At 73.4% G+C, this 26,026-nt stretch carries 24 protein-coding genes and 7 tRNA genes; 11 read left to right on the top strand and 20 right to left on the bottom strand.

Features of this window, described 5'->3' with window-relative positions:
• The first annotated feature begins 210 nt into the window (after nt 1–210).
• Entirely contained in the window at nt 211–936 is a 726-nt protein-coding gene (locus tag OHT74_RS30580; RefSeq protein WP_266668794.1) for a 3'-5' exonuclease, read from the top strand.
• 60 nt (nt 937–996) lie between these two features.
• Here OHT74_RS30580 and OHT74_RS30575 read toward each other — a convergent pair.
• Together OHT74_RS30575 and OHT74_RS30570 are read right to left on the bottom strand one after the other, a co-directional pair.
• Nucleotides 997–1,068, bottom strand: a tRNA-Val gene (locus OHT74_RS30575).
• A gap of 39 nt (nt 1,069–1,107) precedes the next feature.
• Nucleotides 1,108–1,644, bottom strand: a complete 537-nt coding sequence (locus OHT74_RS30570) for an SRPBCC family protein (RefSeq protein ID WP_266668792.1) — start codon at nt 1,642–1,644, stop codon at nt 1,108–1,110.
• Nucleotides 1,645–1,777: 133 nt separating this feature from the next.
• Between OHT74_RS30570 and OHT74_RS30565 the strand changes: the two genes are divergently transcribed.
• On the top strand, nt 1,778–4,129 hold the full coding sequence (locus tag OHT74_RS30565) for an SCO7613 C-terminal domain-containing membrane protein (protein WP_328621947.1): 2,352 nt from the start codon (nt 1,778–1,780) through the stop codon (nt 4,127–4,129).
• A gap of 64 nt (nt 4,130–4,193) precedes the next feature.
• On the opposite strand, the gene OHT74_RS30560 is transcribed toward OHT74_RS30565, so the two are convergent.
• A tRNA-Val gene (locus OHT74_RS30560) sits at nt 4,194–4,265 on the bottom strand.
• 46 nt (nt 4,266–4,311) lie between these two features.
• Nucleotides 4,312–4,761: a TIGR02611 family protein gene (locus OHT74_RS30555; protein WP_266668788.1), complete on the bottom strand. Its 450-nt coding sequence runs from the start codon at nt 4,759–4,761 to the stop codon at nt 4,312–4,314.
• Between the two features lie 177 nt (nt 4,762–4,938).
• On the opposite strand from OHT74_RS30555, the gene OHT74_RS30550 reads away from it, so the two are divergent.
• Complete coding sequence (locus OHT74_RS30550; RefSeq protein WP_030011909.1) at nt 4,939–5,352, top strand: SsgA family sporulation/cell division regulator; 414 nt, start codon at nt 4,939–4,941, stop codon at nt 5,350–5,352.
• A 265-nt stretch (nt 5,353–5,617) separates the two neighbouring features.
• Nucleotides 5,618–6,238, top strand: a complete 621-nt coding sequence (locus OHT74_RS30545) for a CGNR zinc finger domain-containing protein (RefSeq protein ID WP_267000433.1) — start codon at nt 5,618–5,620, stop codon at nt 6,236–6,238.
• Here the strand turns inward: OHT74_RS30545 and OHT74_RS30540 are convergent.
• Both OHT74_RS30540 and OHT74_RS30535 read right to left on the bottom strand, forming a co-directional pair.
• Nucleotides 6,179–6,358 (bottom strand): hypothetical protein, encoded by a 180-nt coding sequence (locus tag OHT74_RS30540; RefSeq protein WP_267000432.1) that lies wholly within the window; start codon nt 6,356–6,358, stop codon nt 6,179–6,181. The two genes, OHT74_RS30545 and OHT74_RS30540, sit on opposite strands and share 60 nt — an antisense overlap.
• 109 nt (nt 6,359–6,467) lie before the next feature.
• On the bottom strand, nt 6,468–6,935 hold the full coding sequence (locus OHT74_RS30535) for a hypothetical protein (RefSeq protein ID WP_266668782.1): 468 nt from the start codon (nt 6,933–6,935) through the stop codon (nt 6,468–6,470).
• A 179-nt stretch (nt 6,936–7,114) separates the two neighbouring features.
• Between OHT74_RS30535 and OHT74_RS30530 the strand changes: the two genes are divergently transcribed.
• On the top strand, nt 7,115–7,618 hold the full coding sequence (locus OHT74_RS30530) for a DsbA family protein (protein ID WP_328621946.1): 504 nt from the start codon (nt 7,115–7,117) through the stop codon (nt 7,616–7,618).
• A gap of 10 nt (nt 7,619–7,628) precedes the next feature.
• Here OHT74_RS30530 and OHT74_RS30525 read toward each other — a convergent pair whose 3' ends face one another.
• The 3 genes from OHT74_RS30525 to OHT74_RS30515 form a co-directional block, all read right to left on the bottom strand.
• Nucleotides 7,629–8,453 (bottom strand): GNAT family N-acetyltransferase, encoded by an 825-nt coding sequence (locus OHT74_RS30525; protein WP_266668778.1) that lies wholly within the window; start codon nt 8,451–8,453, stop codon nt 7,629–7,631.
• A gap of 96 nt (nt 8,454–8,549) precedes the next feature.
• Nucleotides 8,550–9,374 carry an aminotransferase class IV gene (locus tag OHT74_RS30520; RefSeq protein ID WP_266668776.1) on the bottom strand — a complete coding sequence of 275 codons (825 nt, stop codon included), beginning with the start codon at nt 9,372–9,374 and terminating at the stop codon, nt 8,550–8,552.
• 16 nt (nt 9,375–9,390) lie between these two features.
• Nucleotides 9,391–10,446 carry a chorismate-binding protein gene (locus tag OHT74_RS30515; RefSeq protein WP_328621945.1) on the bottom strand — a complete coding sequence of 352 codons (1,056 nt, stop codon included), beginning with the start codon at nt 10,444–10,446 and terminating at the stop codon, nt 9,391–9,393.
• Between the two features lie 169 nt (nt 10,447–10,615).
• Between OHT74_RS30515 and OHT74_RS30510 the strand changes: the two genes are divergently transcribed.
• The 5 genes from OHT74_RS30510 (at nt 10,616) to OHT74_RS30490 (ending at nt 11,079) form a co-directional block, all read left to right on the top strand.
• A tRNA-Gly gene (locus OHT74_RS30510) sits at nt 10,616–10,688 on the top strand.
• A gap of 38 nt (nt 10,689–10,726) precedes the next feature.
• Nucleotides 10,727–10,800: transfer RNA gene (locus OHT74_RS30505), tRNA-Cys, on the top strand.
• A 1-nt stretch (nt 10,801) separates the two neighbouring features.
• Nucleotides 10,802–10,873 (top strand) — tRNA-Val (locus OHT74_RS30500).
• Between the two features lie 19 nt (nt 10,874–10,892).
• Nucleotides 10,893–10,964, top strand: a tRNA-Val gene (locus OHT74_RS30495).
• A 40-nt stretch (nt 10,965–11,004) separates the two neighbouring features.
• Nucleotides 11,005–11,079, top strand: a tRNA-Val gene (locus OHT74_RS30490).
• Nucleotides 11,080–11,134: 55 nt separating this feature from the next.
• On the opposite strand, the gene OHT74_RS30485 is transcribed toward OHT74_RS30490, so the two are convergent.
• The 3 genes from OHT74_RS30485 to OHT74_RS30475 form a co-directional block, all read right to left on the bottom strand.
• Entirely contained in the window at nt 11,135–11,443 is a 309-nt protein-coding gene (locus OHT74_RS30485; RefSeq protein ID WP_266668772.1) for a TFIIB-type zinc ribbon-containing protein, read from the bottom strand.
• Between the two features lie 65 nt (nt 11,444–11,508).
• Nucleotides 11,509–12,591 (bottom strand): phosphotransferase family protein, encoded by a 1,083-nt coding sequence (locus OHT74_RS30480; protein WP_328621944.1) that lies wholly within the window; start codon nt 12,589–12,591, stop codon nt 11,509–11,511.
• A 201-nt stretch (nt 12,592–12,792) separates the two neighbouring features.
• Complete coding sequence (locus OHT74_RS30475) at nt 12,793–12,978, bottom strand: hypothetical protein (RefSeq protein ID WP_030294485.1); 186 nt, start codon at nt 12,976–12,978, stop codon at nt 12,793–12,795.
• 557 nt (nt 12,979–13,535) lie between these two features.
• Here OHT74_RS30475 and OHT74_RS30470 point away from each other — a divergent pair.
• Nucleotides 13,536–14,795 (top strand): serine/threonine-protein kinase, encoded by a 1,260-nt coding sequence (locus OHT74_RS30470; RefSeq protein WP_443047595.1) that lies wholly within the window; start codon nt 13,536–13,538, stop codon nt 14,793–14,795.
• 84 nt (nt 14,796–14,879) lie between these two features.
• On the opposite strand, the gene OHT74_RS30465 is transcribed toward OHT74_RS30470, so the two are convergent.
• The 8 genes from OHT74_RS30465 to OHT74_RS30430 all read right to left on the bottom strand — a co-directional run bounded on the left by OHT74_RS30465 (nt 14,880) and on the right by OHT74_RS30430 (nt 25,828).
• On the bottom strand, nt 14,880–15,725 hold the full coding sequence (locus tag OHT74_RS30465; RefSeq protein WP_266668766.1) for a TrmH family RNA methyltransferase: 846 nt from the start codon (nt 15,723–15,725) through the stop codon (nt 14,880–14,882).
• Between the two features lie 247 nt (nt 15,726–15,972).
• On the bottom strand, nt 15,973–17,184 hold the full coding sequence (gene cobA / locus OHT74_RS30460; protein WP_266668764.1) for a uroporphyrinogen-III C-methyltransferase: 1,212 nt from the start codon (nt 17,182–17,184) through the stop codon (nt 15,973–15,975).
• A 337-nt stretch (nt 17,185–17,521) separates the two neighbouring features.
• Nucleotides 17,522–20,689, bottom strand: a complete 3,168-nt coding sequence (gene cobT / locus OHT74_RS30455) for a nicotinate-nucleotide--dimethylbenzimidazole phosphoribosyltransferase (protein ID WP_328621942.1) — start codon at nt 20,687–20,689, stop codon at nt 17,522–17,524.
• Between the two features lie 259 nt (nt 20,690–20,948).
• Nucleotides 20,949–22,181, bottom strand: a complete 1,233-nt coding sequence (gene cbiE, locus OHT74_RS30450) for a precorrin-6y C5,15-methyltransferase (decarboxylating) subunit CbiE (RefSeq protein WP_328621941.1) — start codon at nt 22,179–22,181, stop codon at nt 20,949–20,951.
• Between the two features lie 79 nt (nt 22,182–22,260).
• On the bottom strand, nt 22,261–22,953 hold the full coding sequence (locus tag OHT74_RS30445; RefSeq protein ID WP_266668758.1) for a GNAT family N-acetyltransferase: 693 nt from the start codon (nt 22,951–22,953) through the stop codon (nt 22,261–22,263).
• A gap of 154 nt (nt 22,954–23,107) precedes the next feature.
• Nucleotides 23,108–23,971: a MetQ/NlpA family ABC transporter substrate-binding protein gene (locus OHT74_RS30440; protein ID WP_266668756.1), complete on the bottom strand. Its 864-nt coding sequence runs from the start codon at nt 23,969–23,971 to the stop codon at nt 23,108–23,110.
• Between the two features lie 127 nt (nt 23,972–24,098).
• Complete coding sequence (locus OHT74_RS30435) at nt 24,099–24,767, bottom strand: methionine ABC transporter permease (protein ID WP_266668754.1); 669 nt, start codon at nt 24,765–24,767, stop codon at nt 24,099–24,101.
• Nucleotides 24,764–25,828 (bottom strand): methionine ABC transporter ATP-binding protein, encoded by a 1,065-nt coding sequence (locus OHT74_RS30430; protein WP_266668748.1) that lies wholly within the window; start codon nt 25,826–25,828, stop codon nt 24,764–24,766. The genes OHT74_RS30435 and OHT74_RS30430 overlap by 4 nt, the downstream gene beginning before the upstream one ends.
• Between the last annotated feature and the right edge of the window lie 198 nt (nt 25,829–26,026).

Below are 26,026 nucleotides of genomic sequence, written 5' to 3'. Positions count from 1 at the left end.
ATGCCTTCCGGGCCCTGCCGAATGTGGGTGGACGGGGTGATGACCGGTCATGCGTGCGGTCCCCCAGGGAAGTTGTCTCCGTACCAGAGGGCCCGCAAACGGCGTACGGCGCAAACAGGCCGGGTATCACCGATGCGGGCAAGGGTGGCACGTTCCGAGGCGGCGGCGCCCGGTTGCACCCAACTGCCGATCGGGAACGAGGAGTTCGCCATGACGCGCTGGTACGAGGGCCCGCTGGCCGCATTCGACACGGAGACGACCGGGGTGGACGTGGAGCAGGACCGGATCGTGTCCGCCGCTCTCGTCGTACAGGAGTGTGCGGGCGGCCGGGTCCGCTCCACCCGCTGGCTGGTCAATCCCGGGATTCCGGTGCCCCCGGGCGCCACGGAAGTGCACGGTCTGACCGATGACCACCTCCAGCGCAACGGGCGGTGGCCCGCGCCGGTCGTGGAGGAGATAGCCCGTGCGCTCGGGGAGCAGCAGGTGGCGGGCCGGCCGGTGGTGGTGATGAACGCGCCGTTCGATCTGACGCTGCTGGACCGGGAGTTGCGCCGGCACCGGGCGTCGACGCTGGCGCGCTATCTGGACAACCGGCCGCTGACGGTGCTGGATCCGCGGGTGCTGGACAAGCATCTGGACCGGTACCGCAAGGGCCGCCGGACGCTGACGGACCTGTGCGCGCACTACGGGATAGAGCTGGAGGGGGCGCATGACGCGGGTGCGGACGCGTTGGCCTCGCTGGAGGTCGTACGGGCGGTGGGCCGCCGGTTCGCGGCGCGGCTGGAGCGGCTGACGCCGGCGGAGCTGCACACGCTGCAGGCGGTATGGCATGCGGCGCAGGCGCGCGGGCTGCAGGCGTGGTTCACGCGTCAGGGGACGCCGGAGTCGGTGGATCCGCACTGGCCGCTGCGGCCGGAGCTGCCGGCGGCTGCGTAGGCAACGACCCCCGGAGATGCGGAAGGCCGGTCCGTCGTGTGACGGACCGGCCTGACCCGGTGGGCGATACTGGGATCGAACCAGTGACCCCTTCGGTGTGAACGAAGTGCTCTCCCGCTGAGCTAATCGCCCGGGAACGAGTTGAACCATACAAGAGGCACGGGGTCTGGTTCAAACCGCTTCCGGTGAGGCCGCCAGACGGGCGGCGAGGGCGCGCCGGCCGGCCCGCATCATCAGGGCGTGGTTGAGCCGGAACGCGGGCCGCGCGGGGACCGCGAGGCGGCGCAGCAGGGGGCTGCGCACCTCGACCTCCTGCTCGTACAGGGCCCGTGTCGCGCGCCCGCCGGCGCCTCGGCGGGCTCGTACGGTCCACCGCGCCCAGCCCTCGATGTCGCCGTGCAGGGCGGCCTCCAGGAGGCCCCGGCCGGGGTCGCGGAGGAGTTCGGTGGCGGTCATGCGGATCTCGTACGGGAGGACGGAGCGGATGTGCAGGGTGCCGCTGTGTCCGTCGATCTGCTCGACCGCACGGACCTGGGGCCACCAGCGCGGGTAGTCCCCGGTCCGTTCGAGCACGGCGTAGACCCGGGCGGGCGGGGCGTCGAGGTCCCACACGCTGCGGAAACGGTAGCGGTTCCAGCGGTCCCGGTGGCGGCGGTCCGTGTTCCCTGCGCGGCTGCGGTCCGTGTTCCCTGCGCGGCTGCGGTCCATGCCTCCAGTCTGGACCGGCGGACCTTCGCGCGGGCGCCGCTCTCGTACATCCACTCCTTCCGTGCGTACTCAGGGCGGATCTGAGTACGCACGCCCATGTCCTGACGGCGTGACGGGCACCACACTCCGGAACATGGCGACTCCACCACCCGACATCCCCCTCCCGCCCGGCCGGGAGCTCGTGCTCATCGACCGTGAGCTGGCCCAACTCGACGCCCGGCGCGGATATCTGCTGGCCCGCCGGGAGTGGCTGCTGCGGCTTCCGGCGCCGGGCGGGTGGGTGACGCCGGGCGTCCCCGCCCGTCCGCAGGAGGCCTCGGCCCCGAGTGCGCAGAACGTGCTGCTGACCTTGGGCGCGGTGCTGCTGGCGGTGGCTGCGCTGGCGTTCACGCTGGTCAGTTGGGGGTCCATGGGGATCGCCGGGCGCAGTGCGGTGCTGGCCGTGGTGACGGCGGCCGCGCTGGGCGCGCCGGCGCTGCTGCTGCGCCGGGGTCTGCGTTCGACGGCCGAGTCGGTGGCGGCGGTGGGGCTGCTGCTGACGGTGCTGGACGCGTACGCGGTGTTCGCGGTCGCCGCGCCGGACACCGACGCCGCGGCGTACGCGGCGGGGGCGGCGGCCGTACTGGCGGCACTGTGGGCGGGGTACGCCCGGGTGCTGCCGGGGCTGCTGATCCCGCTGCCGGCGGCGGTGCTGACGGCGCAGCTCCCGCTGCCGCTGGCGGCGGTGGCCTCGGCGGCGGACCCGGTGGGGGTCGGCTGGGCGCTGCTGGCGACGGCGGCGCTGGACGCGGCGCTCGTGCTGTCGGCGCCGGGGGTCCGCGCGCGGGCGTCGGTGTTCGGTCCGACGGCGGTGAGCGGGGCCGTCCTCGCGGCGGGGGCCCTGCTCGCCGGGCTGTCGGAGTCGTTGCAGGCCGGCTCGGCGACTGCGGCGGCCGGTCCGGCGCTGCTGCTGGCGGCCTGCGCGGTGCTGGGCGTGGCGGTGGCCTGGCGGGAGCCTTCGGCGATGGCCGCCGCGGTCGCCGGCGCTCTGGCGGCGGTGGCGGCGCTCGGCGGCCTGGCCCGTCCCGTGCTGTCGCGGGAGTGGACCGTGGTGGTGTTCCTGCTGCTCGCCCTGCCGCTGCTGGCGGCGGTACGGGCCGGCGCGCTCCCGGTGGCGGTCCGCCGCGGCCTGGCCCGGGCCGGTGCGGGGGTGGCGGCCCTGACCGCGGTGTCGGCGCTGCTGCCCGCGATGGGCTCGCTGGTGTTCCGGGCCGGGGTGCTGGGCGAGGTGTGGGCGGCGACGACCCCGCCCCGCGACGCGTACGGGCCGGGCCCGGCGGCCGCGGTGACCCTGCTGGTCGCGGCGGGGGCCGCCGGGTGGCTGGCGCGGGTGCTGCCCCGCCCGGAGCCGGGCGTGATCGCGGTGGTCCTGGCCTGGGCGGGGCTGTTCACGGCGCCGCTGGCGTACGGGCTGCCGGTCGCGGCGGTGCTCGCGGCCCAGCTGGTGGTGACGGCGGCGGCCGGGGTGTGCGCGCTGCGGATCGCGCGCGGCCCGGGGTACGCGGCTGCGGTGTGCGCCGCGGTGGGGGCGCTGGACCTGTCGGTGGCCGCGCTGGACGGCCGTACGGCCACCTTCGCGGTGTTCGGGCTGCTGGGTGCGGGCTGCGCGGCAGGGGCGGCGTACAGGCCCGCCGCGCTGCCCACACGGGCCGGCGGGGCGGTGCTGGCCGTCGGGTACGCGGCGGGCACGGTGGCGGCGCTGGGGGTGGTGTGGGGGCTCGCGGTGTCCTGGTGGGCGCTGCCCCTGCTGGCGGTCCCGGCCGCGGTGGCGGCGCTCGGCCCGCGCCTGGGCCGGGTGCGGATCCCGGCGGAGATCGCGGCGGCCGTGGTCGGCGCGGTGGCGCTGCTCCTCCCCGTCCGGGAGCCGGCTCTGTCGGCACTGGTGTGCGCGCTGGCCGGGGTGGTCTGCGCGGGCGCGGCGGTACGGGCGGACCGGCGCGGGCTCGGCTGGGCGGCCGGGGCCCTGTTCGTGGCGGCGACCTGGATCCGGCTCGCGGCGTCCGGGGTGGCGGCGCCGGAGGCGTACACGCTGCCGGTGACGGTGCTCGCCCTCGCGGTGGGTTTCGTGCGCCGCCGGAGGGATGCGCAGGCCTCGTCGTGGACGGCTTACGGGCCGGGGCTGGGGGCGACGCTGCTGCCGAGCCTGGTCGCGGTCTGGGGCGACCCGTACTGGCTGCGGCCGCTGCTGCTGGGCCTCGCGGCGCTCGCGGTGACGCTGCTCGGAGCGCACCGGCGGCTCCAGGCCCCGCTGCTGCTCGGCGGCGGCGCCCTTGCGGCGGTGGCCCTGCACGAGCTGGCCCCGTACGTGGTCCAGGTGGTCGACGCGCTGCCGCGCTGGCTGCCGCCGGCGCTGGCGGGGCTGCTGCTCCTGGTGGTGGGGGCGACGTACGAGAAGCGGCTGCGGGACGCGCGCCGGCTGCGGGCGGCCCTCGGCCGGCTGAGGTAGCGGCGGGAACGGGGAAACGCCAAGGGCCCGGAGACGATGAAAGTCTCCGGGCCCTTGGTCCGGGTGGGCGATACTGGGTTCGAACCAGTGACCCCTTCGGTGTGAACGAAGTGCTCTCCCACTGAGCTAATCGCCCGGACGCACCGCAAACATTACCCCATGTCAGCGGTGGTTCCCGACCATCACTGGTCCTTGAGGTCCCAAGGCAGCGTGAGGCCGTACTTCCAGAGATAGAAGCCGATCAGCGCGCCCGCGATCAAGAGTCCGACGCTGGTCAGGATGATGTTGCGGCGGCGGACCTTGGGGTCCAGCGCCTTCTGCGCGGCCTCGGTCACCTTGCGCTTGGTCCAGCGGAGCACCAGGTGGGCCCAGGCGAACTCGGTGGCCCAGATCGCCAGGCCCGCGAAGATCGCGACCCAGCCGGGCCCGGGCAGCACGAGCATGGCGACACCGGCACCGATGACGGCGAGGCCGACGATGAAGACGCCGACCTGCCAGCTGAGGTGCAGGGTGCGGCGCGACTTGATGAAGGCGGGAGCCTTCGATACGTGCGGCGCTTCTTCCGTGGTCTGCTGAGTGCTGGTGTCGTCGGCTGCGGACGCTTCGGTCCCGCGGTCACTCCCCGTATTCATAGGCCCGAATCTACCGGAGCCGGAAGCACACGTGAATGGTGGTTTGGATCCGCCGTCCGAGGGACCCAGAGGTCCGCAAAACGGTCAGAGGGGTTTACAACGGCACCGTAGGTGGCATGTCGATTTCGCCGACGTGCGAATCCCCGAGCGCACACTGAGCGAAAGGCCCTGGCGCTTATGAACACCACGGTCAGCTGCGAGCTGCACCTGCGCCTCGTTGTGTCGAGCGAGTCCTCACTGCCTGTCCCGGCGGGCCTGCGGTATGACACGGCCGATCCCTACGCCGTGCACGCCACCTTCCACACCGGCGCCGAGGAGACGGTCGAGTGGGTATTCGCCCGAGACCTCCTCGCTGAGGGCCTCCACCGGCCCACCGGAACCGGAGACGTCCGCGTCTGGCCGTCCCGCAGCCACGGTCAGGGCGTCGTCTGCATCGCCCTGAGCTCACCGGAGGGAGAAGCACTGCTCGAAGCACCCGCCCGCGCACTCGAGTCGTTCCTCAAGCGGACGGACGCCGCGGTTCCACCCGGGACCGAACACCGGCACTTCGACCTCGACAAAGAGCTCTCCCACATCCTGGCCGAAAGCTGAACCAGGCTCGCAGGGAGCACCTCCCGGCCTGCGCCGGGGGCCACTCCGCACCGTCCGACTCGGGGCGACGGTGCGGGCTGGACAAAAACCACATACGACAGTGCCGGCGCTGTTCTTGCGGAAGCCACCCGCGAGGACGGCGCCGGTGTGCGTGACGCAGTCGCAGCTGAGGCACCTCCCGGTGCCGCCCAGGGACGACTAGAGTCGGCCCCCAGCGGCGGCACTGGTCCGTCGCCGCAGGCCCGGCCCCCAGGGAGCGACCACCGTGCAGATTCCCCACGACACCCGTCGCGCGCTCGACGTCGTCGTCGCGCTGGTGAACACCACGGCCGAGACGGACCACCCCGACGGGCTGGCGGACGTCGGCTCGCTGCGCGAGTTCGTACGCGAGTACGAGATCAGCGACGTCGGCGATCTCGGTGTCCGCGACCTCGCCGGAGTGCGTACCGTCCGCGGCAAATTCGCCCAGGTGTTCGGGGCGGCCAATCCGCGGACCGCGGCAGGACTGATCAACGAGCTGGTGGCGACCGCCGGCACCACCCCGCAGCTGACCGACCACGACGGCTACGACTGGCACGTCCACTACTTCGCGCCGGGCGCCTCGCTCGGCGACCACCTCGCGGCCGACGGCGGCATGGCGCTGGCCTTCATCGTGGTCTCCGGGGAGCAGGAGCGACTGCGCCGCTGCGAGGCCCCCGACTGCCGACGGGCCTTCGTGGACCTCTCACGGAACCGTTCGCGCCGCTACTGCGACAGCCGGACCTGCGGGAACCGGCTGCACGTGGCGGCGTACCGGGCCCGGCGCAAGGAGGCCGACGCGGGACCCTCAGAGCAGGAAGAGGTCGTGCACGGCGGCCAGCAGCAACAGGGTGCCGATCACCCCTAGGAAGATCATCAGGGGCGGCTGGGAAAGCGCGAAGAGGCAGCCTCGCGGCTCCTCGGCAACGGGGGCGGGGACCGGGGCCGGCGCGGGAATCGTCGGCTCACCCTGCGATGTCTCGAGCATGTCGGGGCGATGATGACCCAAGGTGCCCCGATCGGGCCTTCAACACGCCATCGTTTACGCGGGAGTTCACCCCTTCTCGTCAAGCCCGCGGGAATTTCGTGCGCGGACCTCAGATGCCGTGCTTCTTCAGAATCGCTTCGATGTCGGAGAAGTCATCCGCAGGAGTGGCGGGGGCGGCGCCGCTGCGGGGCTCCGGCTGCGGACGGGCGCCCGGGCCGAGCGAGGGGGCGGACGCGGCCGGAGCCACGGCCTCCCGCGCGGGGCGCCCCTTCGCGCCCTTCGCCGGCTTGACCGCCTTGGCCGGCTTCTCCCCGGCACCGAGGCTGCGGCGCTCGACGGCCCGCGTGGTCATGAACAGCACCCAGGACAGCCCGAGCAGCCCGAAGCCCGCCCAGACGGCCGGGTTGAAGACCATCCCGGACACCCACTCCACGAAGCCCGTCATCACCAGGGCGACCGGCACCAGCGCGTACGCCGCGATGCGCGCGGCGGCGAGGAAGCGCTTGCGGTACGCGGTCACCGCGGCGACGCCCAAGCCCGCCGCGGACACCGCGGAACATATGGTCTCGGCAAGCATGCGGTCCTCCAGGGGTGGGCGAACTGTCCCTTCCATCCTGCACCGGGCACCGCCGCAGCGGCCATGTCCCGAGCGGATCCCGGACCGATCTCCGGGAGATCTCGGGGTCGCGCCTCCTCCTCAGGGGCGTCGGGAGGTCCGTTTCGGTGGCCGCGCCCGGCGGCTGGGAGACTGTCCGCATGACCGATTCCGTGATCCTCGACGTCTGGTGCGAACTCCAGTGCCCGGACTGCCACCACGCCCTGGGCGACGTAGACGCCCTGCGGGCCCGCTACGGCGACCGGCTGGACATCCGGCTGCGCCACTTCCCGCTGGAGAAGCACAAGCACGCCTTCGCCGCGGCGCAGGCCGCCGAGGAGGCCGCGGAGCAGGGCCGGGCCTGGCCGTACGTGGAGGCCGTACTGGCCCGCACCGCGGAGCTCGGCGAGCGCGGCGAGGCCGTACTGCTGGACGTGGCGCGTGAACTCGGCCTCGATGCCGAGGAGTTCGACACCGCCCTGATCGACGGCCGGCACATCCTGATCGTCGACGCCGACCAGGCCGAGGGCAAGGCGATCGGCGTGACCGGCACCCCGACGTACGTGATCGGCGGCGAGCGCCTCGACGGCGGCAAGAGCCAGCAGGGCCTGCGCGCCCGCATCGAGGAGATCGCGGACCGCCTGCTGGCCGCCGGCAACGGCTAGCCGGCGTCGGCTAGAGGAGGTCCTTGGCGTAGTTGACGTCGGTCGTCCGGTAGCCGAGGGACTCGTAGAGCCGCAGGGCCGGGGTGTTGCCGGCGAAGACCTGGAGGCCGAGGGTGCGGTGGCCCGCGGCGAGGGCCTCGCGCTCGGCGAGCAGCATCAGGTCGCGGCCGTACCCACGGCCCCGGTGCTCCTCGGCGACCGCGACGTCGAAGACGTACGCGCCCCCACCGGCCGGCGCCACCCACACGTGGCCGACCGGGGCGCCCGCCGCCTCCAGGACGCAGAGGGTGGTGCCCTCCGTGGCCAGTCCGTGGGGGAGCTGGCGCTCGTGGTCGGCCACCGACTTCGCCCGCGCGGCCTCCTCCGGCATGCCCCGGCTGGTCCAGTCGGCGGTGTAGCCGTCGATCGCGTCGACGAGCCAGACCTCGTACTCGGCCTCCGTCATGGGGCGGCCGAGGACCCCCTCCCGGAACCCGGGCGGCTCCGCGGGGAGCTCCTTGGCCATGATGCGGCTGTACTCGGCGTACCCGAGCGCCTGCGCCATCCGCAGGCCGCCCGCCGAGGCGGCGGGTACGCAGACCCGGACGCGGCGGCAGCCCCAGCCGCGCAGCACCTCCTCGGCGGCGAGCGCCCCGACCGTGGCCCGGCCGCGCCGCCGGTCGGGCTCGTCGACGGCGAGGTCCCGGATCTCCCCGACCGTCGGCCCGAAGGGCGTGTCGCAGGCGACCAGCAGCGCGCCGACGCGCCTGCTGTTGACCCGGATCTCGTACGGGCGCGACCGCGCGCCCCCGGTGCTCTGCTGAAGCGGCCCGCTCGGCCGCAGGGTGGTGGTCATCAGTCGAGTTCTACCCCGCCCTGCGGCCCGTGCGACAGCCTTTAACGGGGCAGTCCGGGTGCCACGGGCCTCACGGCGTCACGGACGGCACGGGGCTCACGGGTCCAGGTCCTCGCCGGAGCGCGCGTCGAAGATCCGCATCGCCTCGGCCGTGACGGGTCCCGGCACGGCCGCGCCCGTCGCACGGTCGTCGACCCGGTGGACGGCCTGCACATCGCGCAGCGTGGAGGTCAGGAAGATCTCCTCGGCCTGCTCGAGCGCCTCGAAGGGCAGGTCCGTCTCCTTGGCCCCGGCCCACTCCACGACGAGGGCGCGGGTGATGCCGGCCAGGCAGCCGGAGGCGACGGGCGGCGTGTGCAGCTCCCCGTCGAGTACGACGAACACGTTGGAGCCGGTGCCCTCGCAGAGCCGCCCGACGGTGTTCGCGAACAGGGCCTCGGAGGCCCCGGCCCGGTGGGCGGCGGCCAGTGCGACGACGTTCTCCGCGTACGAGGTGGTCTTCAGGCCGGTCACGGCGGAGCGCTCGTTCCGCACCCAGGGCACGGTGATCACGGCCGTGGTGTCCGGGCGGCGGGCGGTCTCGCCGAGGGCCACGACCAGGGTGGGGCCGGACTCCCCGCGGTCGGAGCCGAGCGGGGAGACGCCGCCCGTGTACGTGATGCGCAGCCGGCCGAGCGGCATCGGGTTGGCCTCCAGGACGGCCGCGCAGGCCCGGCGCACCTCGTCCAGGTCGGGGTCGGGCAGCCCGAGACCGCGGGCCGAGCGGGTCAGCCGCTCCAGATGCCGGGTGAGCGCGAAGGCCGTGCCGTGTTCCGCCTTCAGCGTCTCGAACACACCGTCGCCCACGGTCAGCCCGTGGTCGAACACGGACACCTGTGCGCTGTCGGCGTCCCGCAGCGCGCCGTCGAGCCAGATCCTCACCGTACGATCCCTCCGCTCACCCAGGGGTACCAGTCACCTCATGGGCTCCTGACGCTACCCGGAGCAGCCGGGCGGCCTTCAGTTCGGTCTCGGCCCATTCCCGCTCGGGGTCGGAGCCCCAGGTGATGCCGGCTCCGGTGCCGAAGAGCAGGCGCGGGCCTCCCGGCCCCTGGCGGTCGATCCAGAAGGTGCGGATGCCGACGGCGAGCTCGGCGGTGCCGCGGTCGGCGTCGACCCAGCCGATGCCCCCGCAGTAGGGGCCGCGGGGGGCGGTCTCGAGGGCTTCGATGATCCGCAGCGCGGAGGACTTGGGGGCGCCGGTGACGGAGCCGGGCGGGAAGGTGGCGGCGAGCAGCTCGGGCCAGCCGGCGCCGTCGGCGAGTTCGCCGCTGACGGTGGAGACGAGGTGGACCAGGCCCGGGTGCTCCTCGACGGCGCACAGTTCGGGGACGGCGACGGAGCCGGTGGCGCAGACCCGGCCGAGGTCGTTGCGCACGAGGTCCACGATCATCACGTTCTCGGCGTGGTCCTTGGGCAGGAGGTCGGCGACGGTCCGGCCGGTGCCCTTGATGGGGCCGGACTCCACGTGGCGGCCGGCCCGGCGCAGGTACAGCTCGGGGGACGCGGTGGCGATCTCGACGCCGTGAGCCGGTAGGCGAATCGTTCCTGCATACGGGGCCGGGTTGCCGCGCGCGAGCAGCGCCGTGAGGGCGTCGACGTCGGCGCGGTCCGGGTCGGGCAGCGGCGCGGACATCACGCGGCAGAGGTTGGCCTGGTAGACCTCGCCGGCGGCGATGTACTCGCGGATGCGGCGTACGCCGGCCGTGTAGTCGGCGCGGTCCAGGGAGGAGGACCACCGGTCGGCGGCGGGGCCGCGCCAGGCTCCCGCGACGGGCGCCGGGACGGGGTCGGGGCGTATGTCGCCGAAGCGGGCGCAGACCAGACGCCCCTCGAAGTCTGCGGACACCGCCCAGAAGCCGGTGGAGTCGAGGGCGGAGGGGTCGCTGGTGACGTCTCGGAGGTCGGTCGCGAGGAGGCCGCCGAAGCGGGCCAGGGGGAGCAGGTCGTGCACGGCTGCGAGTCTATGACCGGTGACGCCGCGGCGCCGGTGAGGTGACCGGCGGTGATCGAGCGGCAGCACGCTGCGGAAACGCGTTTTTGAGCTGGCCCGGGAATCCGCTAGAGTTCAACACGTCGCCAGGGAGCGAAGGGGGAAAACCCCGGAGCGAACACGGTGACCTGCGGACGTAGCTCAGTTGGTAGAGCACCACCTTGCCAAGGTGGATGTCGCGAGTTCGAGTCTCGTCGTCCGCTCGAAGTGGGGGATCTTCCCGAGAACCCCTGCAGCTCCAGGTGGAGTGGCCGAGAGGCGAGGCAACGGCCTGCAAAGCCGTCTACACGGGTTCAAATCCCGTCTCCACCTCCAAGGACGATTAGCTCAGCGGGAGAGCGCTTCCCTGACACGGAAGAGGTCACTGGTTCAATCCCAGTATCGTCCACTGGTCCGCAAGGATCCCCGCGCGATTAGCTCAGCGGGAGAGCGCTTCCCTGACACGGAAGAGGTCACTGGTTCAATCCCAGTATCGCGCACGCAGTACACGCACCACCTGCGGTTTCTTACCGCGGTCCCGCGCGATTAGCTCAGCGGGAGAGCGCTTCCCTGACACGGAAGAGGTCACTGGTTCAATCCCAGTATCGCGCACCACCTCCGGAAGCCCCGGCCGTTTCGACGGCCGGGGCTTCCGCGTTGTCGAGGCGGCTCAGGAGGAGAAGAGCATCCGGCCGAAGCCGCCCTTGTGGTGGCCGTGGTGACCGTGGCCGTGGCCGCCGTGGTGCGGGGCGCCCCAGGCGGGGGCGGGCGCCGCGTGAGCGGCCGGGTACGGGGCCGGCGGCGCGGCGGGCGGCGGGACCTGGCCGTACTGGCCGCCGGTGTACTGGGACTCCAGGCGGGTCAGCGCCTCCAGCTCACCGTAGTCGAGGAAGATGCCGCGGCAGTTGCTGCACTGCTCGATCTGGACACCGTTGCGGTTGTAGGTGTGCATCATCGCGTGACACTTCGGACACTGCATGACCGGATCAACTCCTCGCCGTCTGCTTCGACACCGGATGCATGCCCGGTGGCGTGAGCCTCACCCTACGACGGAGCCTGCGGCTCCAAGTCGGGCGGGAGGGTGGCGATTCGGGCACAGGAGTCCACCATCAGCCGTTCCAGGTCGTCGAGTCGGCGGTGGTTTTCTACCGATTTGGCCAGGGCCAGGGCCGCGGTCTGCACGGTCAGGGCCCGGGCGGCGAGGTCCAGTTCCGGCCAGGGGTCGGAGCCGGCCGGCCCGGCCGCCGGGCCTCCGGCGGCGCGGTAGGAGTCGAGGAAGCGGACCCAGGTCCCGGTGTCGAGCAGCCCGGCGGCGTACCAGGCGGCGGGCCGGGCCAGATCCCAGGCGGGGGTCCCGATCCCGAGGTCGTCGACGTCGATGAGCCGCCAGCCCCCGTCGGGTCCGGGGCCCCGGACCAACTGCCCGAGGTGCAGGTCCCCGTGGCACAGCGCCCCGCCCCGGGGCGCCGGCGCCTCCCCCCGCACCCAGGCGGGCAGGGTCCGCGCGGCGGCCCGTACGAGGTCGCCGGCGGGGCGGCCCTCGGCCGGGCTGGGCACGAGGGCGGAACCGGTACGGGACCCGGCCGCGCCTCCGGAACCGGCCGCACCGGTGGCAGCGGGGACGCCCACGGGCCCGGCCGCCCCTGCGAAACCGGCGGCAGCGGCACCGGCAGACCGGCCGGGAGCCGTCGCCCGCGCCAGGCGGCGCAGGGCACGGGCCAGTTTGGCCGGACCGCGCATCGGCGGGACCGGGCCCGGCAGCCGGTGCACGGGTACCTGGTGCAGGGCCGCCAGCAGCCGGCCGGCCGCCTCCCAGGGGGCGTCCTCGGGGCGCTCCGGGTCGACCGGGGCCCCGTACGGCCACAGGGACACGGGCCGGCCCCCGAGGTAGCCGACCTCGGGGCGCAGCGGGGCCAGCAGCACCCCGGCCAGCGCCTCGTCCGCGGCGATCCGCATCCGCACGGCGAGGCCTTCGCGGTCGCTGTCCCCGGCGTGCGCCTTGGCCACGATCTCGCCGCAGCGCACGACGGTCCCGTCCTCCCGCTCGGCGAGGAGTTCGTACGGGGCGTCCTGCTCCCCCGCGCCGGCGTACGCCGCGAGGGCGGCGGGCAGTGGCTCCTGGTTCATCGCGGCTCCACGGCTCCCGTCGCTGGCGTCTCGGGAGCAGGTTACGGAACTGCGGGACGGCATGAAAAAGGGTGCTGCCCGTCCGACTCCCCAGTCGGACGGGCAGCACCCTTCTCCTGCCGTCCGTCGCGCCCCCGTCCCCACGGGGTGCAACAGGCCGATGTCCCGGTCCGGGCCGCTCTCCCGGACCCGGGGCGCCGCTCAGCGCCCCAGCATCACGCCCACGGACGACGCCTGTACCGCCACCTGGTCGAACCCTCCGAAGAGGAAGAGCAGGAGGGCGGCCAGGGGGAGCACCATGGCCGCGGCCACCAGTGGATGGCGCGTGCCGGACTCATGGCCGTTGAACGCGAATGCCTTGCGTCCTTGCCGTGCGATGTCCGCCATGGTCCTCTCCCTGTCGGTTGCAGCGGCGGGTCCGTGACCTCGGGGGACGAGTGCGCCACCCGCCGCTTGTCTTCAACACTAGGCGGGCGCACGGCCCCTGGCCTCCTGCCCTCGTACCCATTGGCAGGCCTCCAGGAGGATGACGGGGCCACCTCTCGTGTACTCCCCTGGGTGGAGACCGCTCCCCCGTACTGGGGGTCTTCCCGGAGGGGATGACCGGAGGGTAGTGAGTTCGCTCACTTCCGTCACCCCCCGCGCATGCATGTCCGCCGACGGGGTACGCACAAGATCCCTCTGCCCGCCGGCCCCGCGCACGCGCTCCCCGTCCGCCGTGCGCCCGGCGCACCACCCTTCCGAGTGCCTCAATCCCCTTGGCGCCAGGGCCGTTTGGCCGTACCGGCAAGTGCCGTACGGACATGGGTCCGTGTGGGTGAGGAACCCTCAAGTGGGCCGTGCCGCACTGACAATCGAATCCTCGGGCGAGGGCGCGGCCTCTGAGCGCGCGTGGCGGATGGTCCGTAAGCTGTGGCACGTCAACAGGACGACCGGTCAGCGGGGTGGACATGGCGATGATGCGGCTCCGGCGCGAGGACCCGCGTGTCGTCGGCTCATTCAGGCTGCACCGACGGCTCGGTGCCGGCGGTATGGGCGTGGTCTACCTGGGATCCGACCGGCGTGGCCAGCGTGTCGCGCTCAAGGTGATCCGGCCGGATCTGGCCGAGGACCAGGAGTTCCGCTCGCGTTTCGCGCGCGAGGTGTCCGCCGCCCGGCGGATCCGCGGCGGGTGCACCGCGCGCCTGGTGGCCGCGGACCTGGACGCGGAGCGGCCGTGGTTCGCCACCCAGTACGTGCCCGGCCCGTCCCTGCACGACAAGGTGGCCGAGGAGGGTCCCCTCACGGCCGCGCAGATCGCCGCGATCGGCGCCGCGCTCTCCGAGGGACTGGTCGCCGTGCACGAGGCGGGGGTCGTCCACCGCGATCTCAAGCCCTCGAACATTCTTCTGTCTCCCAAGGGCCCCCGGATCATCGACTTCGGGATCGCCTGGGCCACCGGTGCGAGCACTCTCACCCATGTGGGCACGGCCGTCGGCTCCCCCGGCTTCCTCGCGCCCGAGCAGGTGCGCGGGGCGGCCGTCACCCCGGCCACCGACGTCTTCGCGCTGGGCGCCACCCTCGCCTACGCGGCGACCGCCGACTCGCCCTTCGGGCACGGCAGTTCCGAGGTCATGCTGTACCGCGTGGTGCACGAGGAGCCTCATCTGGTCGGGGTCCCGGACGCGCTCGCGCCCCTCGTCCAGGCCTGCCTGGCCAAGGATCCCGAGGAGCGGCCCAGCACGCTGCAGCTGTCGATGCGGCTGAAGGAGATCGCGGCCCGCGAGGCGCAGGGGCTGTCCGACGGGCGCCCGCCGGTGCAGCGCGCGCGGACCGAGCGGCCCACCGGGCTGCTGGCGGAGCGGGGCGATGCGTACGCCGACCAGCGCACGGAGCGCCGTACGGGGGGCACGCCCGTGCCCCAGGCGCCGAACCAGGGACAGGGCCAGGGACAGGGCCGCGGCCAAGGCCCGGACAGCGGACCGCACGCCCGGTCCTCCGGCGCACGGCCTCCGTCCTCGCGGCCCTCGTCCTCGCGGAACCCGGGCGGCCCGTCCTCCCGGCCGACGGCGGGGCGTACGGGCGGCCGCCCGGCCCCGCGTACGACGGGCACGGGGCGGCGGCCGTCGCGGCCGGACCCCAGACTGATGCGGCAGCGGCTGATCGTGTTCGTCGTGGTGACGCTGATCGTCGCGCTGGGCATCGCCGCGGCCCAGAAGTTCTGACGTCCTGGAGTTCTGACGTCCTGACGTCCTGGCGTCCTGGCGTCCTGGCGTCCTGGCGTCCTGGCGTCCTGGCGTCCTGAGGTTCTAGAGCTCCGGCGGGGTGGGCGCCGGGGACTGGGGCGGGCGGGTCGCATAGAAGGCGACCGCCGAGGCCGCGGCCACGTTCAGCGAGTCGATCCCCTCCGCCATGGGGATGCGGACCCACTCGTCGGCGGCCCGCAGCGCGTACGTGGACAGGCCGTGCCCCTCGGACCCGAGCATGATCGCGGAGCGCTCGAAGCGCTCCGGCGGGACCTGGTCCAGCGGCGTGGCCTTCGGGCTCGGCGTCATGGCCAGGATCCGGTAGCCGGCCTCGCGGACCTTCTCGAGGTCGGCGGGCCACTTGTCGAGGCGCCCGTACGGTACCGAGAACACGGACCCCATCGAGACCTTGATGGCGCGCCGGTAGAGCGGGTCCGCGCAGTCCGGGGAGAGCAGTATCGCGCTGATGCCGAGGGCGGCGGCGCTGCGGAACGCCGCCCCCAGGTTGGCGTGGTCGACGAAGCCCTCGAAGACGGCGATCCGGCTGCCCGCCCCCTCCGCCGCGAGCAGCTCGTCGGCGGTCGGGAGCGGCTTGCGCTGCATCGAGGCGAGGGCGCCGCGGTGCACGTGGTAGCCGGTGACACGTTCGGCGAGCTCCGGGGTGACGGCGTAGACCGGCGCCGGGAGCTCGTCGATGACGTCGCGCATGACGTCGACCCACTTCGCGGAGAGCAGCATCGAGCGCATCTCGTACCCGGCGTCCTTGGCGCGTCTGATGACCTTCTCGCCCTCGGCGATGAACAGGCCTTCTTCGGGCTCGCGCCGGCGCCGCAGTTCGACGTCGGTCAGGCCCGTGTAGTCGCGCAGGCGCGGGTCGTCGGGGTCTTCGACGGTGATGAGATCAGCCACAGGGTGATACTGCCTTGTCCGGGGTGTGGTGCCAACGGCCCGGCCGGGCGTTGGGGGTGTCTTGTCGGTCGGGCCGGATCAGGGAGCGGCGTCCGGTGCGTGCGATCGCAAGGCCGAGGAGGGAGACGACGCGGTGGGGCACCTCCCAGCGATGGCCGGGGGGACGTCGGCGAGTGACGGGAACGCGGCGAGCGTGCGTACCGGACGCCGCGAGCCCGGCCTGACCGACAAGCCACACCCGCACGCTTCAGGCGGTCGGGGTACCGACGTTGACGACCTCGCCGATCACGATGACCGCGGGCGGACGGATCTCCTCCGCCCGTACGGTCTCGCCGACGGTGGCGAGGGTGGCGTCGACGCGGCGCTGGGTGGCGGTGGTGCCCTCCTGGACGACCGCGACCGGGGTGTCGGCGGAGCGGCCGTGGCGGACCAGGGCCTCGGCGATCAGGCCGATCTTGTCGACGCCCATCAGGATCACCAGGGTGCCGGTGAGCTTGGCGAGGGAGGCCCAGTCCACGAGGGAACGCGGGTCGTCGGGGCCGACGTGGCCGCTGACCACGGTGAACTCGTGCGCCACGCCGCGGTGGGTGACCGGGATGCCGACGGCGCCCGGCACCGAGATGGAGCTGGAGATGCCGGGGACGACGGTGCAGGGGATGCCGGCCCCGGCGAGGGCCTGGAGCTCCTCCATGCCGCGGCCGAAGACGTACGGGTCCCCGCCCTTGAGCCGGACCACGGCCTTGCCGGCCTTGGCGTGCTCGATCAGGGCGTTGTTGATGGCCTCCTGGGCCATGAAGCGGCCGTACGGGATCTTCGCGGCGTCGATGACCTCGACGTGCGGCGGGAGTTCGTCGAGCAGGTCGCGGGGGCCGAGCCGGTCGGCGATGACCACGTCGGCCTCGGCGAGGAGGCGGCGCCCGCGGACGGTGATCAGGTCGGGGTCGCCGGGGCCGCCGCCGACGAGGGAGACGCCGGGGGTGCGGGTGCGGGCCGTGGCGAGGGAGCCGTCGCGCAGCCCCTCGACGACGGCGTCACGGACGGCGGCGGAGCGGCGGGGGTCGTTGCCGCTCAGGACGGCGACGGTCACGCCCTCGACCCGGCCGGTGGCCGGGGTCCAGGCGGTGGCCGCCTCGGCGTCGTCGGCCCGCACGCACCAGACCCGGCGGCGCTCGGCCTCGGCGGAGGCCGCGTCGTTGGCGGCCCGGTCGCGGGTCGCGATCAGCGCGTACCAGGCGCCGTCGAGGTCGCCGTCCTGGTAGCGGCGGCGCTCCCAGCGGATCTCGCCGGTCTCCGCCATGGCGTCCACGGAGGGCGTGGCGGAGGGGGAGATCAGCAGGACGTCGGCGCCGGCCGCGACGAGCGCGGGCAGCCGGCGCTGGGCGACCTGGCCGCCGCCGATGACGACGACGCGGCGGCCGGCGAGGCGGAGTCCTACGGGGTACGCGGGGTGTTCGGCCATGGCGGTGCGGCTCCTGATGCGGCGGTGTCTGCAGGCCGCTGCTGCGCTGGAGCGGCTGGGTCGGGTGGGGTGACGTGCGCTTTCCCTGTCCGGGTCCACGATACGACCCGTGCCCCCACCCCTGGGGCTCCACCCCCGGACTCCCCCGGCCCCGGAGGGTGGGACCGCTGCGCGGGGCTTGTCCCCTACCCGCCCTTCGCCCGTTCCCCGGGCTCCGCCCGGACCCGCGCGGCGCTCGAGCGAACGGGCGCGGAGCGCCTGTCAGGGGGGCCGGGGGCTTGCCCCCGGTGCCGGGAAGGGGCGGGGTGAGGGCAAAGCCCCGCGCGGCGGACCGTGGCTACTTCTCGGTGACGCCCGCCGAGTCGAACGTGGCCACCTCGTGCATCGCGCGGGCCGCGCTCTGGACCAAGGGGAGAGCCAGCAGGGCGCCCGTGCCCTCGCCGAGGCGGAGGTCCAGGTCGACCAGCGGGCGCAGGCCGAGCTTGTTCAGGGCCACCACGTGCCCCGGCTCCGCGCTGCGGTGGCCCGCGATGCAGGCCGAGAGCGACTCGGGGGCGATGGCCCGGGCCACCAGGGCTGCCGCGCCCGCGCTCACGCCGTCCAGGATGACGGGAGTGCGCAGGGAGGCTCCGCCGAGGAGCAGGCCGACGATGGCCGCGTGTTCCAGGCCGCCGATGGCCGCAAGGACGCCGACCGGGTCCGCCGGGTCCGGCTGGTGGAGTTCCAGTGCGCGGCGTACGACCTCGACCTTGCGGGCGTGCGTCTCGTCGTTGATGCCCGTGCCGCGGCCGGTGACCTCCGCCGGGTCGACCCCGGTGAAGACCGAGATCAGGGCTGCGGAGACCGTCGTGTTCGCGATGCCCATCTCGCCGGTCAGGAGGGCCTTGTTGCCTGCTGCGACGAGGTCGCGGGCCGTCTCGATGCCCACCTCGATGGCCGCGATCGCTTCCTCGCGGGTCATCGCCGGGCCCGTGGAGAGGTCGGCCGTACCCGGGCGGACCTTGCGCGGGAGCAGGCCCGGAGTGGCGGGGAGGTCGCCGGCGACACCGACGTCGATGACACAGACCTCGGCGCCCACCTGGTTCGCGAACGCGTTGCAGACCGCGCCGCCGCCCAGGAAGTTGGCGACCATCTGCGTGGTGACCTCCTGGGGCCACGGGGTGACGCCCTGGGCGTGGACCCCGTGGTCGCCCGCGAAGATCGCGACCGCGGCCGGCTCCGGGATCGGCGGCGGGCAGACCCGGGAGAGGCCGCTGAGCTGGGCGGAGATGATTTCGAGCATGCCCAGGGCCCCGGCGGGCTTGGTCATGCGCTTCTGGCGCTCCCAGGCCTCGCCCAGCGCCTTCGCGTCGAGCGGGCGGATGCTGGCGACCGTCTCCGAGAGCAGGTCGTGCGGCTCCTCGCCGGGCAGCGCGCGGCGGCCGTACGTCTCCTCGTGCACGACCCAGGCCAGCGGCCGGCGCTGCGACCAGCCGGCCTGCGCCAGCTCCGGCTCCTCCGGGAACTCGTCGACGTAGCCGACGCACAGGTACGCGACGACCTCGAGGTGCTCCGGCAGGCCGAGCTCGCGGACCATCTCGCGCTCGTCGAAGAAGCTGACCCAGCCGACGCCGAGGCCCTCGGCGCGCGCGGCGAGCCAGAGGTTCTCGACGGCGAGGGCCGAGGAGTACGGGGCCATCTGCGGCTGGGTGTGCCGGCCGAGGGTGTGACGGCCGCCGCGGGTGGGGTCGGCGGTGACGACGATGTTCACCGGGGTGTCGAGGATGGCCTCGATCTTGAGCTGCTTGAACTGCTTCGCCCGGCCCTTGGGCAGCGACTTCGCGTAGGCCTCGCGCTGGCGCTGGGCGAGCTCGTGCATCGACCGGCGGGTCTCGGCCGAGCGGATGACGACGAAGTCCCAGGGCTGGGAGTGGCCCACGCTGGGCGCGTGGTGCGCGGCCTCCAGGACGCGGAGCAGCACCTCGTGCGGGATCGGGTCGGTGCGGAAGCCGTTGCGGATGTCGCGGCGTTCGCGCATGACACGCAGGACGGCCTCGCGCTCTGCGTCGGTGTACGCGGGGGCCGCTTCGCCGGCGGAGGGCTCCACGACGGGCTCGGACGCGGCCTCGGCGACCGGCTCGGCCGCTGCTTCGGCCTCCGGCTCGGCAACCGGCGCGGGGGTGGTCTCGGGAGCGGCTTCGGGCTGCACCCCTGCGGCCTCCGGAGCGGGCTCCGGTACGGCTTCCGGCGCGACGGGAGCCGCCGGGGCCTCGGGAGCGACCGGCTCGGCTGCGAGGGGCGCCTCGGCGACGGGCTCGACGGCCTCGGGGGCTTCGGGGGCCTCAACCACCGCTTCTGCAGGCAGGGCCTCCGGCTCCGGCGCGGCGGCCGGCATCTCCACCACGGCTGCGGGCGCCACCGGTACGGCCTCGGCCACGACCGGCTCCGGCTCCGCCTCCGGCTCGACGGCGGGCGCCACCGGGGCCTCGGCGGGCTCCGCGGCGACCGGCGCAGGCGCCTCGGCGACGGGCTCCGGCGCGGCCTCCACGACCGGGGCGGGCTCCGGCGCGGCGACCGGCTCCGGCTGAAGGGCTTCCGGGGCTTCGGGGACTTCGGCGGCCACGGGTGCCATGACGGGCTCGGGGGCAACGACCGGCTCGGCTGCCATCACGGGCTCCGGAGCCACCACGGGCTCGGCTGCCATCACGGGCTCCGGAGCCACCACGGGCGCCGGCTCCGCCGTCCACGGCTCGCCGGCCTGCGGCGGGGTCTCGCCCGGCTGCGGGGCGGCCGGTACGGCGGCGGCCTCGGGGCGCGGGACGTCCAGGTACTCGGGACCGGCGGTCGCCGGCCCGGCCACCTGCACCGGAACCGGAGCCACCGGGGCGCTCACGGCAGCGGCGACGACGGGCATGACCTGTGCGACGGGCGCCGCGGCAGCCATGGGAGCGGCCGCCGGACCCCGGTCGGCGAGCGAGCGTACGACTCCGCCGGTGGCCTCGGGCACGGGCGGACCCATGTGCAGCGGCCGACGGGCGGGCACCGCCTGCGCGACGGGCGCGGCCGGGGTCATCGGGGCGGCGGCCTGCGGCGGGACCACGAGGCCGCCGAGGTCGAGCGCGCCGGTGTCGCGGCCGCCGGCCTCGTGCGCACCCGCGCTGTACGAGGCGTCGCCGTAGGAGGGATCGGGGAACGCGGGCTGTGCGGGGAACGCGGGCTCCGCGTACGCGGCGGGCGCCTCGGGGTACTCGGCGTAGGGCGCGTCGCCGTACGAGGTCTCGACGGGGAAGACGGGCGCCGGCAGGACGACCTGCGGGTCGCTCCACGCACCCTGGCCGCTCGGCATCAGCAGCAGTTCCTCGTCCTCCGGCTCGGCCGGGTTGTCCACGAGGTCCTGGAAGGCGTAGCCCTGGACGGGAGCGGGGACGGGGCCCGGGTTCTGGACCGGAGCGGGAATGCCCTGCTGATCCACCATGCCCGCGTTGTCCGGGAGACCCTCGCCCGGTACCTGGCCGGTGTCAGTCATGCGTACCCCTCGCCCATCGGTTGTGCCTCTTCGATCGCCCGGTCGCCCACGGGGCCGCCAGGCGGCGTTGCCGTGCGGGGTTGCCGTGCGATGCGTTTCGTCTCTCGCACGCCCTGCGCGACAACCAGTAAGCATTGTCGCGCCCGTTAGCCACCACGGCAGCCATAACTGCCATGGTCCGCTGTGGACTGCGCCACGTCGCGCATCGGGCGGTGCCGTCACCCCCGGACACAGCAGGGCGGTACGACGATCGGCCAGCCTACCGCGGCGTCCGGCCCAGGGGGTGTCCGGGGCGTTCGGCTGCCAGGAGGAACACGACGGAACGGTCTTGTTCACCCCACGTACGGGTGTCCAGTCCCACGGACTGGAGGAGCGCGCACTCGACGGTGTAGCCGCCCTCGGTGAGCGCGCGGCCGATCGCCTCCGCCTCGTCGCGGGTGGAGGCGTGGCTGACGATCCGTTCGGGGCGGCGGTCGGCGACGGCCCGGGCGGCCTCGGCTCCCCCGCCGCCGATGCGGACGACGTCGGGTTCGGGGAGGTCTTCCAGTACGTGCGGTGCGCGGCCGGCGACGACCTGGAGCTGTACGCCCCGCTTGCGGGCGGCGGCAGTTGCGCGTTCGCAGGCGCGCGGGTCGGCGTCCACCGCGATGACGGCGGCGCCGAACGCGGCGGCCTCCACGGCGAAGGCGCCGGAGCCGGTACCGATGTCCCAGACGAGGTCTCCGGTGCGCGGGCCGAGGCGGGCGAGCTGGGCGGCGCGCAGCTGGGCCGACTCGCCTTCCCCGGCGTCGGCCAGGGGGCGGGCCCAGCCGCGGGCGCCGGTCTGGGCGGGGCTCTGGCCGAGCAGCCATGCCGGTTCGGCGGTGGCGGCGGAGGAGAGGGCGGAGGCCTGTCCTCCGATGACGATGACGACGTTGGGGTCGCGCCAGTTGTGGTCGGCGGCCCGGTCGGAGGTCAGGACGGTCACCTGTTCCTGGGCGGTGCCGAGCTCCTCGCAGATGACGAAGGTGCGGTGGACATCGCCGAGCAGGAGGGCGAGTTCGGCGGGGCCGGCGCCGGGCGAGGTGAGGACGGCGACCTTGGCGTGGGCCCGGCAGACGTTGACGGCGCGGCGCAGGGTGCGGGGGTGGGCGACGACGACCTGGGCGTCGTCCCAGGGCATGCCGGCGCGGGCGAAGGCGGCGGCGACGGAGGACACGGCGGGGACGACCTCGACCTCGAGGCCGTGCTCCGGGGCGCGCAGGGTGCGTACGGCGCCGAAGAAGCCGGGGTCCCCGTCGGCGAAGACGACGGCGGTGCCGCGGTGGCCGGCGATGCGGCGGGCGGCGAGGCCGAGGCTGCCCAGGCGGATGCGTTCGGCGGTGGGCGGGACCTCGGGGAGTGCGAGGTGGTGTGCGGCGCCGGCCACGAGGGTGGCTGCGGAGAGCGCGGACCGGGCGGCCGCGGTCAGGGGCGAGCCGTCCCAGCCGATCACCGTGACCCGGTCGGCCATCGTCGTCAGTCTCCTGGGGTGGGGGCGGGCGAGGTTTCGCCGGCAGGGGCGGGCACGGTGAGACTACCCGGTCATCGGGTCAGCTCCAGTCGGCGCCGATGGCGTAGCCGCTCGCGCCCGCCTGTGCGCCGCGGCCGTATCCGTAGTCGTCGTGGCTGTTGTAGCCGTCGTAACCGTCCGGGTCCGCGGTGTAGTCGATGTCCTCGGGGAGCAGGCTCCAGACGATGAGGTCGGTGCGGGTGTCCGCCCAGGAGCCGTCGGGGTTCTGGGTGCGCACTATCCCTGCGTTGCGCAGGACGCCTTCGCTGATGCAGCCGATCTTCTGGGCCACCTGCTGCGAGGCGGTGTTGTCGGCGGCGGTGCGCAGTTCGAGGCGTTCGAAGCCCTGGTCGCGGAAGAGCCATTGGACGACGGCGAGTACGGACTCGCTGGCGTAGCCCTCGCCGCGGGCCCAGGGGGCGGTGACGTAGCCGACCTCGGTACTGCGGGTGCGCCAGTTGGTGTTCTGCAGGTGCACGATGCCGACGAGGCGCTGGGTGAGGAACTCGGTGACGGCGAAGACGATGCCTCTGCCCTCGGTGCGCTCCGCATGGGAGACCCGGGTGGCCCAGGCCTGGGCGTCGGCCTGGGCGTAGGGGTGCGGTACGGAGGTCCAGGCGGTGACGTGCTCGTCGTTCATCATCTCGGCGAGCGCCGTGACGTCCTCCCCGTCGAAGGGGCGCAGCACCAGCCGGTCCGTGCTGATGGTGACGTCCGGGAAGGTGGTAGTCATGCGCAGCTCCATGCCGTTGCTGGACCGTTTGTGCGGGTCGTAGGCACAGCATGCAGCATCGACAGCGGGATGTGGCGGCCGGGTTGCCCGGAAGCGGGCAGAGCTCGGCCCCGCACACCCACCCGGGGCGTACGGGGCCGGACGGCTGGGACGATCAGGCCTTCGGGGCGCCGAAGGCGGGGACGACCGAGCCCTGGTACTTGTCCTCGATGAACTTCTTGACCTCGTCGGAGTTGAGGAGCTTGGCGAGCTTCTCGATCCGCGGGTCCTTCTCGTTGCCGGCCTTCACCGCGAGGAAGTTGGCGTACGGGTTGCCCTCGGCCTTCTCCAGGACCAGCGCGTCCTTGGCGGGCGAGAGCTTGGACTCGAGGGCGTAGTTGCCGTTGATGACCGCGGCGTCCACGTCGTTCAGGGCGCGCGGGACCGTGGCGGCCTCCAGCTCCTTGAACTCCAGGCCCTTCTTGTCGGTGATGTCGGACAGCTTGGCGGCGGTGCCGACACCTTCCTTGAGGGTGATCAGGTTGTTCGCGGCGAGCAGCTGGAGCGCGCGGCCCTCGTTGGTGGTGTCGTTGGGGACGGCGATGGTCTGGCCGGCCTTGATGTCGGTGAGGGCCTTGACCTTCTTGGAGTAGAGGCCGAGGGGCTCCAGGTGCACGTTCACGACGGGCACGATGTGGGTGCCGTTCTTCTTGTTGAAGTCGTCGAGGTACGGCTTGTGCTGGAAGTAGTTGCCGTCGACCTGGCCCTGCTCGGTGGCGGTGTTGGGGAGCACGTAGTCCGTGAACTCCTTCACCTCCAGCTTGAGGCCCTCCTTGGCCGCGAGCTTGTCCTTGACGAAGTTCAGGATGTCGGCGTGCGGGCTCGGGGAGGCGGCGATGACGAGCGGCTTGCTCTCGTCGGCCTTGCCGCCGTCGGCCTTGGTGGAGGACGGGTCCGAGGAGCTGCCGCAGGCGGTGAGGCCGAGGGCGAGCGCGGCGGAGGCGGCGGTGAGGGCGGTGACCTTGATGTTCTTACGCACGAAGAGTGCCTTTCATTGCGGTGCAAGTGCGCAGGTCGTGCGCGGTTCTTGCGGGTGGTGGCGGCCCAAGCACGACAAGTGCGGGCTTTCTGGGGTGGAGAGGTCTGAGGGTGTCGGCCTGCGCCGGTCAGGCGGTCCGGCCGCGGCGGGCGAGGAGGCGGACCACGCCGTCGCCGATCAGCTGGATCACCGTCACGATGGCGACCAGGACCACGACGGTGGCGAGCATGAAGCCGGTCTCGAAGCGCTGGAAGCCGTAGGTGATGGCCTTGGAGCCGAGCCCTTCGCCGCCGACCGCGCCCGCCATGGCGGAGTAGCCGATCAGCGTGATCAGGGTGGTGGTGACGCCGGCGACCAGCGAGGGCAGGGCCTGCGGGAGGAACACCTTGCCGACGAGGGTGGGGACGCCGCCGCCCATGGACTCAACGGCTTCGATCAGGCCGTGGTCCACCTCGCGGACGGCCGTCTCGACGAGGCGGGCGAAGAAGGGGATGGCGCCGATGGCGAGCGGGACGATCATGGCGGTGGGGCCGATGAAGGTGCCGACGACGGCGGTGGTGACGGGGATCAGGGCGATCAGCAGGATGATGAACGGCAGCGAGCGGCCTATGTTCACGATCACGCCGAGGACCTTGTTGAGCGGCCGGTTCTGCAGGAGGCCGCCCTTGTCGGTGAGGACGAGCAGGATGCCGATGGGCAGTCCGCCGAGGACGGTCACCAGGGTGGACCAGAGCACCATGTAGAGGGTGTCGTACGTGCCCTGGGTGAGCAGGGGCTGCATCTCGGACCAGGTCACTGGGCACCATCCTTGACGAGCTGGGCGAGCTCGGCGTCGGCGTCTTCTGTGTTTTCGGGGTCGTCGACGTGGTCGACCTGCAGGCCCTGCTCGCGCAGGAAGCCCACCGGAACGACGTTGTCCTCGTAGCGGCCGGGCAGTTCGATCCGCATGCGGCCGATCTGGCGGCCGGCGACGGTGTCCATCGCGGCACCGAGGATCGAGATGTCGATGTTGTACGTCCGCGCCAGCTGGGAGATGACCGGCTGGGTGGCGGCGTCCCCGTGGAAGGTGACGTCGACGACCGTGCGGTCGGGGCCGGTGGCGGCGCCGCTGACGGGGAAGAGTTCGCCGGCGAGCTCGGAGCCGGGGGTGGCGAGCAGTTCGGCGACGGTGCCGGACTCGATGATCCGGCCCTGCTTCATCAGGGCTGCCGAGTCGCAGACCGTCTTGACGACGTCCATCTCGTGGGTGATGAGCAGGACGGTCAGGCCGAGCTGCCGGTTGAGGTCGCGCAGCAGCTGGAGGATCGAGCGGGTCGTCTCGGGGTCCAGGGCGCTCGTGGCCTCGTCGGAGAGCAGCACCTTGGGGTCGCCGGCCAGGGCGCGGGCGATGCCGACGCGCTGCTTCTGGCCGCCGGAGAGCTGGCCGGGGTAGGCCTTGGCCTTGTCGGAGAGGCCGACGAGGTCGAGGAGTTCGAGGGCCTTGCGGGAGCGCTCGCGGCCGGAGACGCCGAGGATTTCCAGGGGCAGTTCGATGTTGCTCTGCACGGTGCGCGAGGACAGCAGGTTGAAGTGCTGGAAGACCATGCCGATGCGGCTGCGGGCCTCGCGGAGCTCCTTGCCGGCGCGCCGGCCGCGGCCGGCCAGGGCCGTGAGGTCGACGCCGTCGACGGTCACGGTGCCGGTGGTGGGGCGCTCGAGCAGGTTCACGCAGCGGATCAGGGAGGACTTGCCGGCGCCGCTCTGGCCGATGACTCCGTAGACCTCGCCCTCGCGGACGTGCAGATCGACGCCGTCCAGGGCGGTGACCTCGCGGCCACGGGACTGGTAGACCTTCGTGAGGCCCGATGTGGTGATCACAGGAATTCCGTCGCTGTCGAGTGCGCGGCGCAAGCGGGTGCCGGGCACGGGGCAAACATCTGGGGACGCGATACGGGTCAGATCATCAGAAAACGACGCTGACGACGCGTGCGCGGGGCAGGGAGCGATCCAGTGCCGCTTCGGGGCGGCGTACGGACGGGCTCGGCCGGTCTCGCTTCGGGGCGCGAGACTGCAAGG

It is taken from the genome of Streptomyces sp. NBC_00354, from assembly GCF_036106915.1.
Lineage (GTDB): Bacteria > Actinomycetota > Actinomycetes > Streptomycetales > Streptomycetaceae > Streptomyces.
This window is presented reverse-complemented; position numbering and strand designations above follow the sequence as displayed.

Bases quoted from the DNA above. Each gene is read 5' to 3' on its own strand.
- OHT74_RS30580 (WP_266668794.1), top strand. From the start codon at position 211: ATGACGCGCTGGTACGAGGGCCCGCTGGCCGCATTCGACACGGAGACG.
- OHT74_RS30570 (WP_266668792.1), bottom strand. From the start codon at position 1,644: ATGGACCGCAGCCGCGCAGGGAACACGGACCGCAGCCGCGCAGGGAAC.
- OHT74_RS30565 (WP_328621947.1), top strand. From the start codon at position 1,778: ATGGCGACTCCACCACCCGACATCCCCCTCCCGCCCGGCCGGGAGCTC.
- OHT74_RS30555 (WP_266668788.1), bottom strand. From the start codon at position 4,761: ATGAATACGGGGAGTGACCGCGGGACCGAAGCGTCCGCAGCCGACGAC.
- OHT74_RS30550 (WP_030011909.1), top strand. From the start codon at position 4,939: ATGAACACCACGGTCAGCTGCGAGCTGCACCTGCGCCTCGTTGTGTCG.
- OHT74_RS30540 (WP_267000432.1), bottom strand. From the start codon at position 6,358: ATGCTCGAGACATCGCAGGGTGAGCCGACGATTCCCGCGCCGGCCCCG.
- OHT74_RS30535 (WP_266668782.1), bottom strand. From the start codon at position 6,935: ATGCTTGCCGAGACCATATGTTCCGCGGTGTCCGCGGCGGGCTTGGGC.
- OHT74_RS30530 (WP_328621946.1), top strand. From the start codon at position 7,115: ATGACCGATTCCGTGATCCTCGACGTCTGGTGCGAACTCCAGTGCCCG.
- OHT74_RS30525 (WP_266668778.1), bottom strand. From the start codon at position 8,453: ATGACCACCACCCTGCGGCCGAGCGGGCCGCTTCAGCAGAGCACCGGG.
- OHT74_RS30485 (WP_266668772.1), bottom strand. From the start codon at position 11,443: ATGCAGTGTCCGAAGTGTCACGCGATGATGCACACCTACAACCGCAAC.
- OHT74_RS30480 (WP_328621944.1), bottom strand. From the start codon at position 12,591: ATGAACCAGGAGCCACTGCCCGCCGCCCTCGCGGCGTACGCCGGCGCG.
- OHT74_RS30475 (WP_030294485.1), bottom strand. From the start codon at position 12,978: ATGGCGGACATCGCACGGCAAGGACGCAAGGCATTCGCGTTCAACGGC.
- cobA (WP_266668764.1), bottom strand. From the start codon at position 17,184: ATGGCCGAACACCCCGCGTACCCCGTAGGACTCCGCCTCGCCGGCCGC.
- cobT (WP_328621942.1), bottom strand. From the start codon at position 20,689: ATGACTGACACCGGCCAGGTACCGGGCGAGGGTCTCCCGGACAACGCG.
- cbiE (WP_328621941.1), bottom strand. From the start codon at position 22,181: ATGGCCGACCGGGTCACGGTGATCGGCTGGGACGGCTCGCCCCTGACC.
- OHT74_RS30445 (WP_266668758.1), bottom strand. From the start codon at position 22,953: ATGACTACCACCTTCCCGGACGTCACCATCAGCACGGACCGGCTGGTG.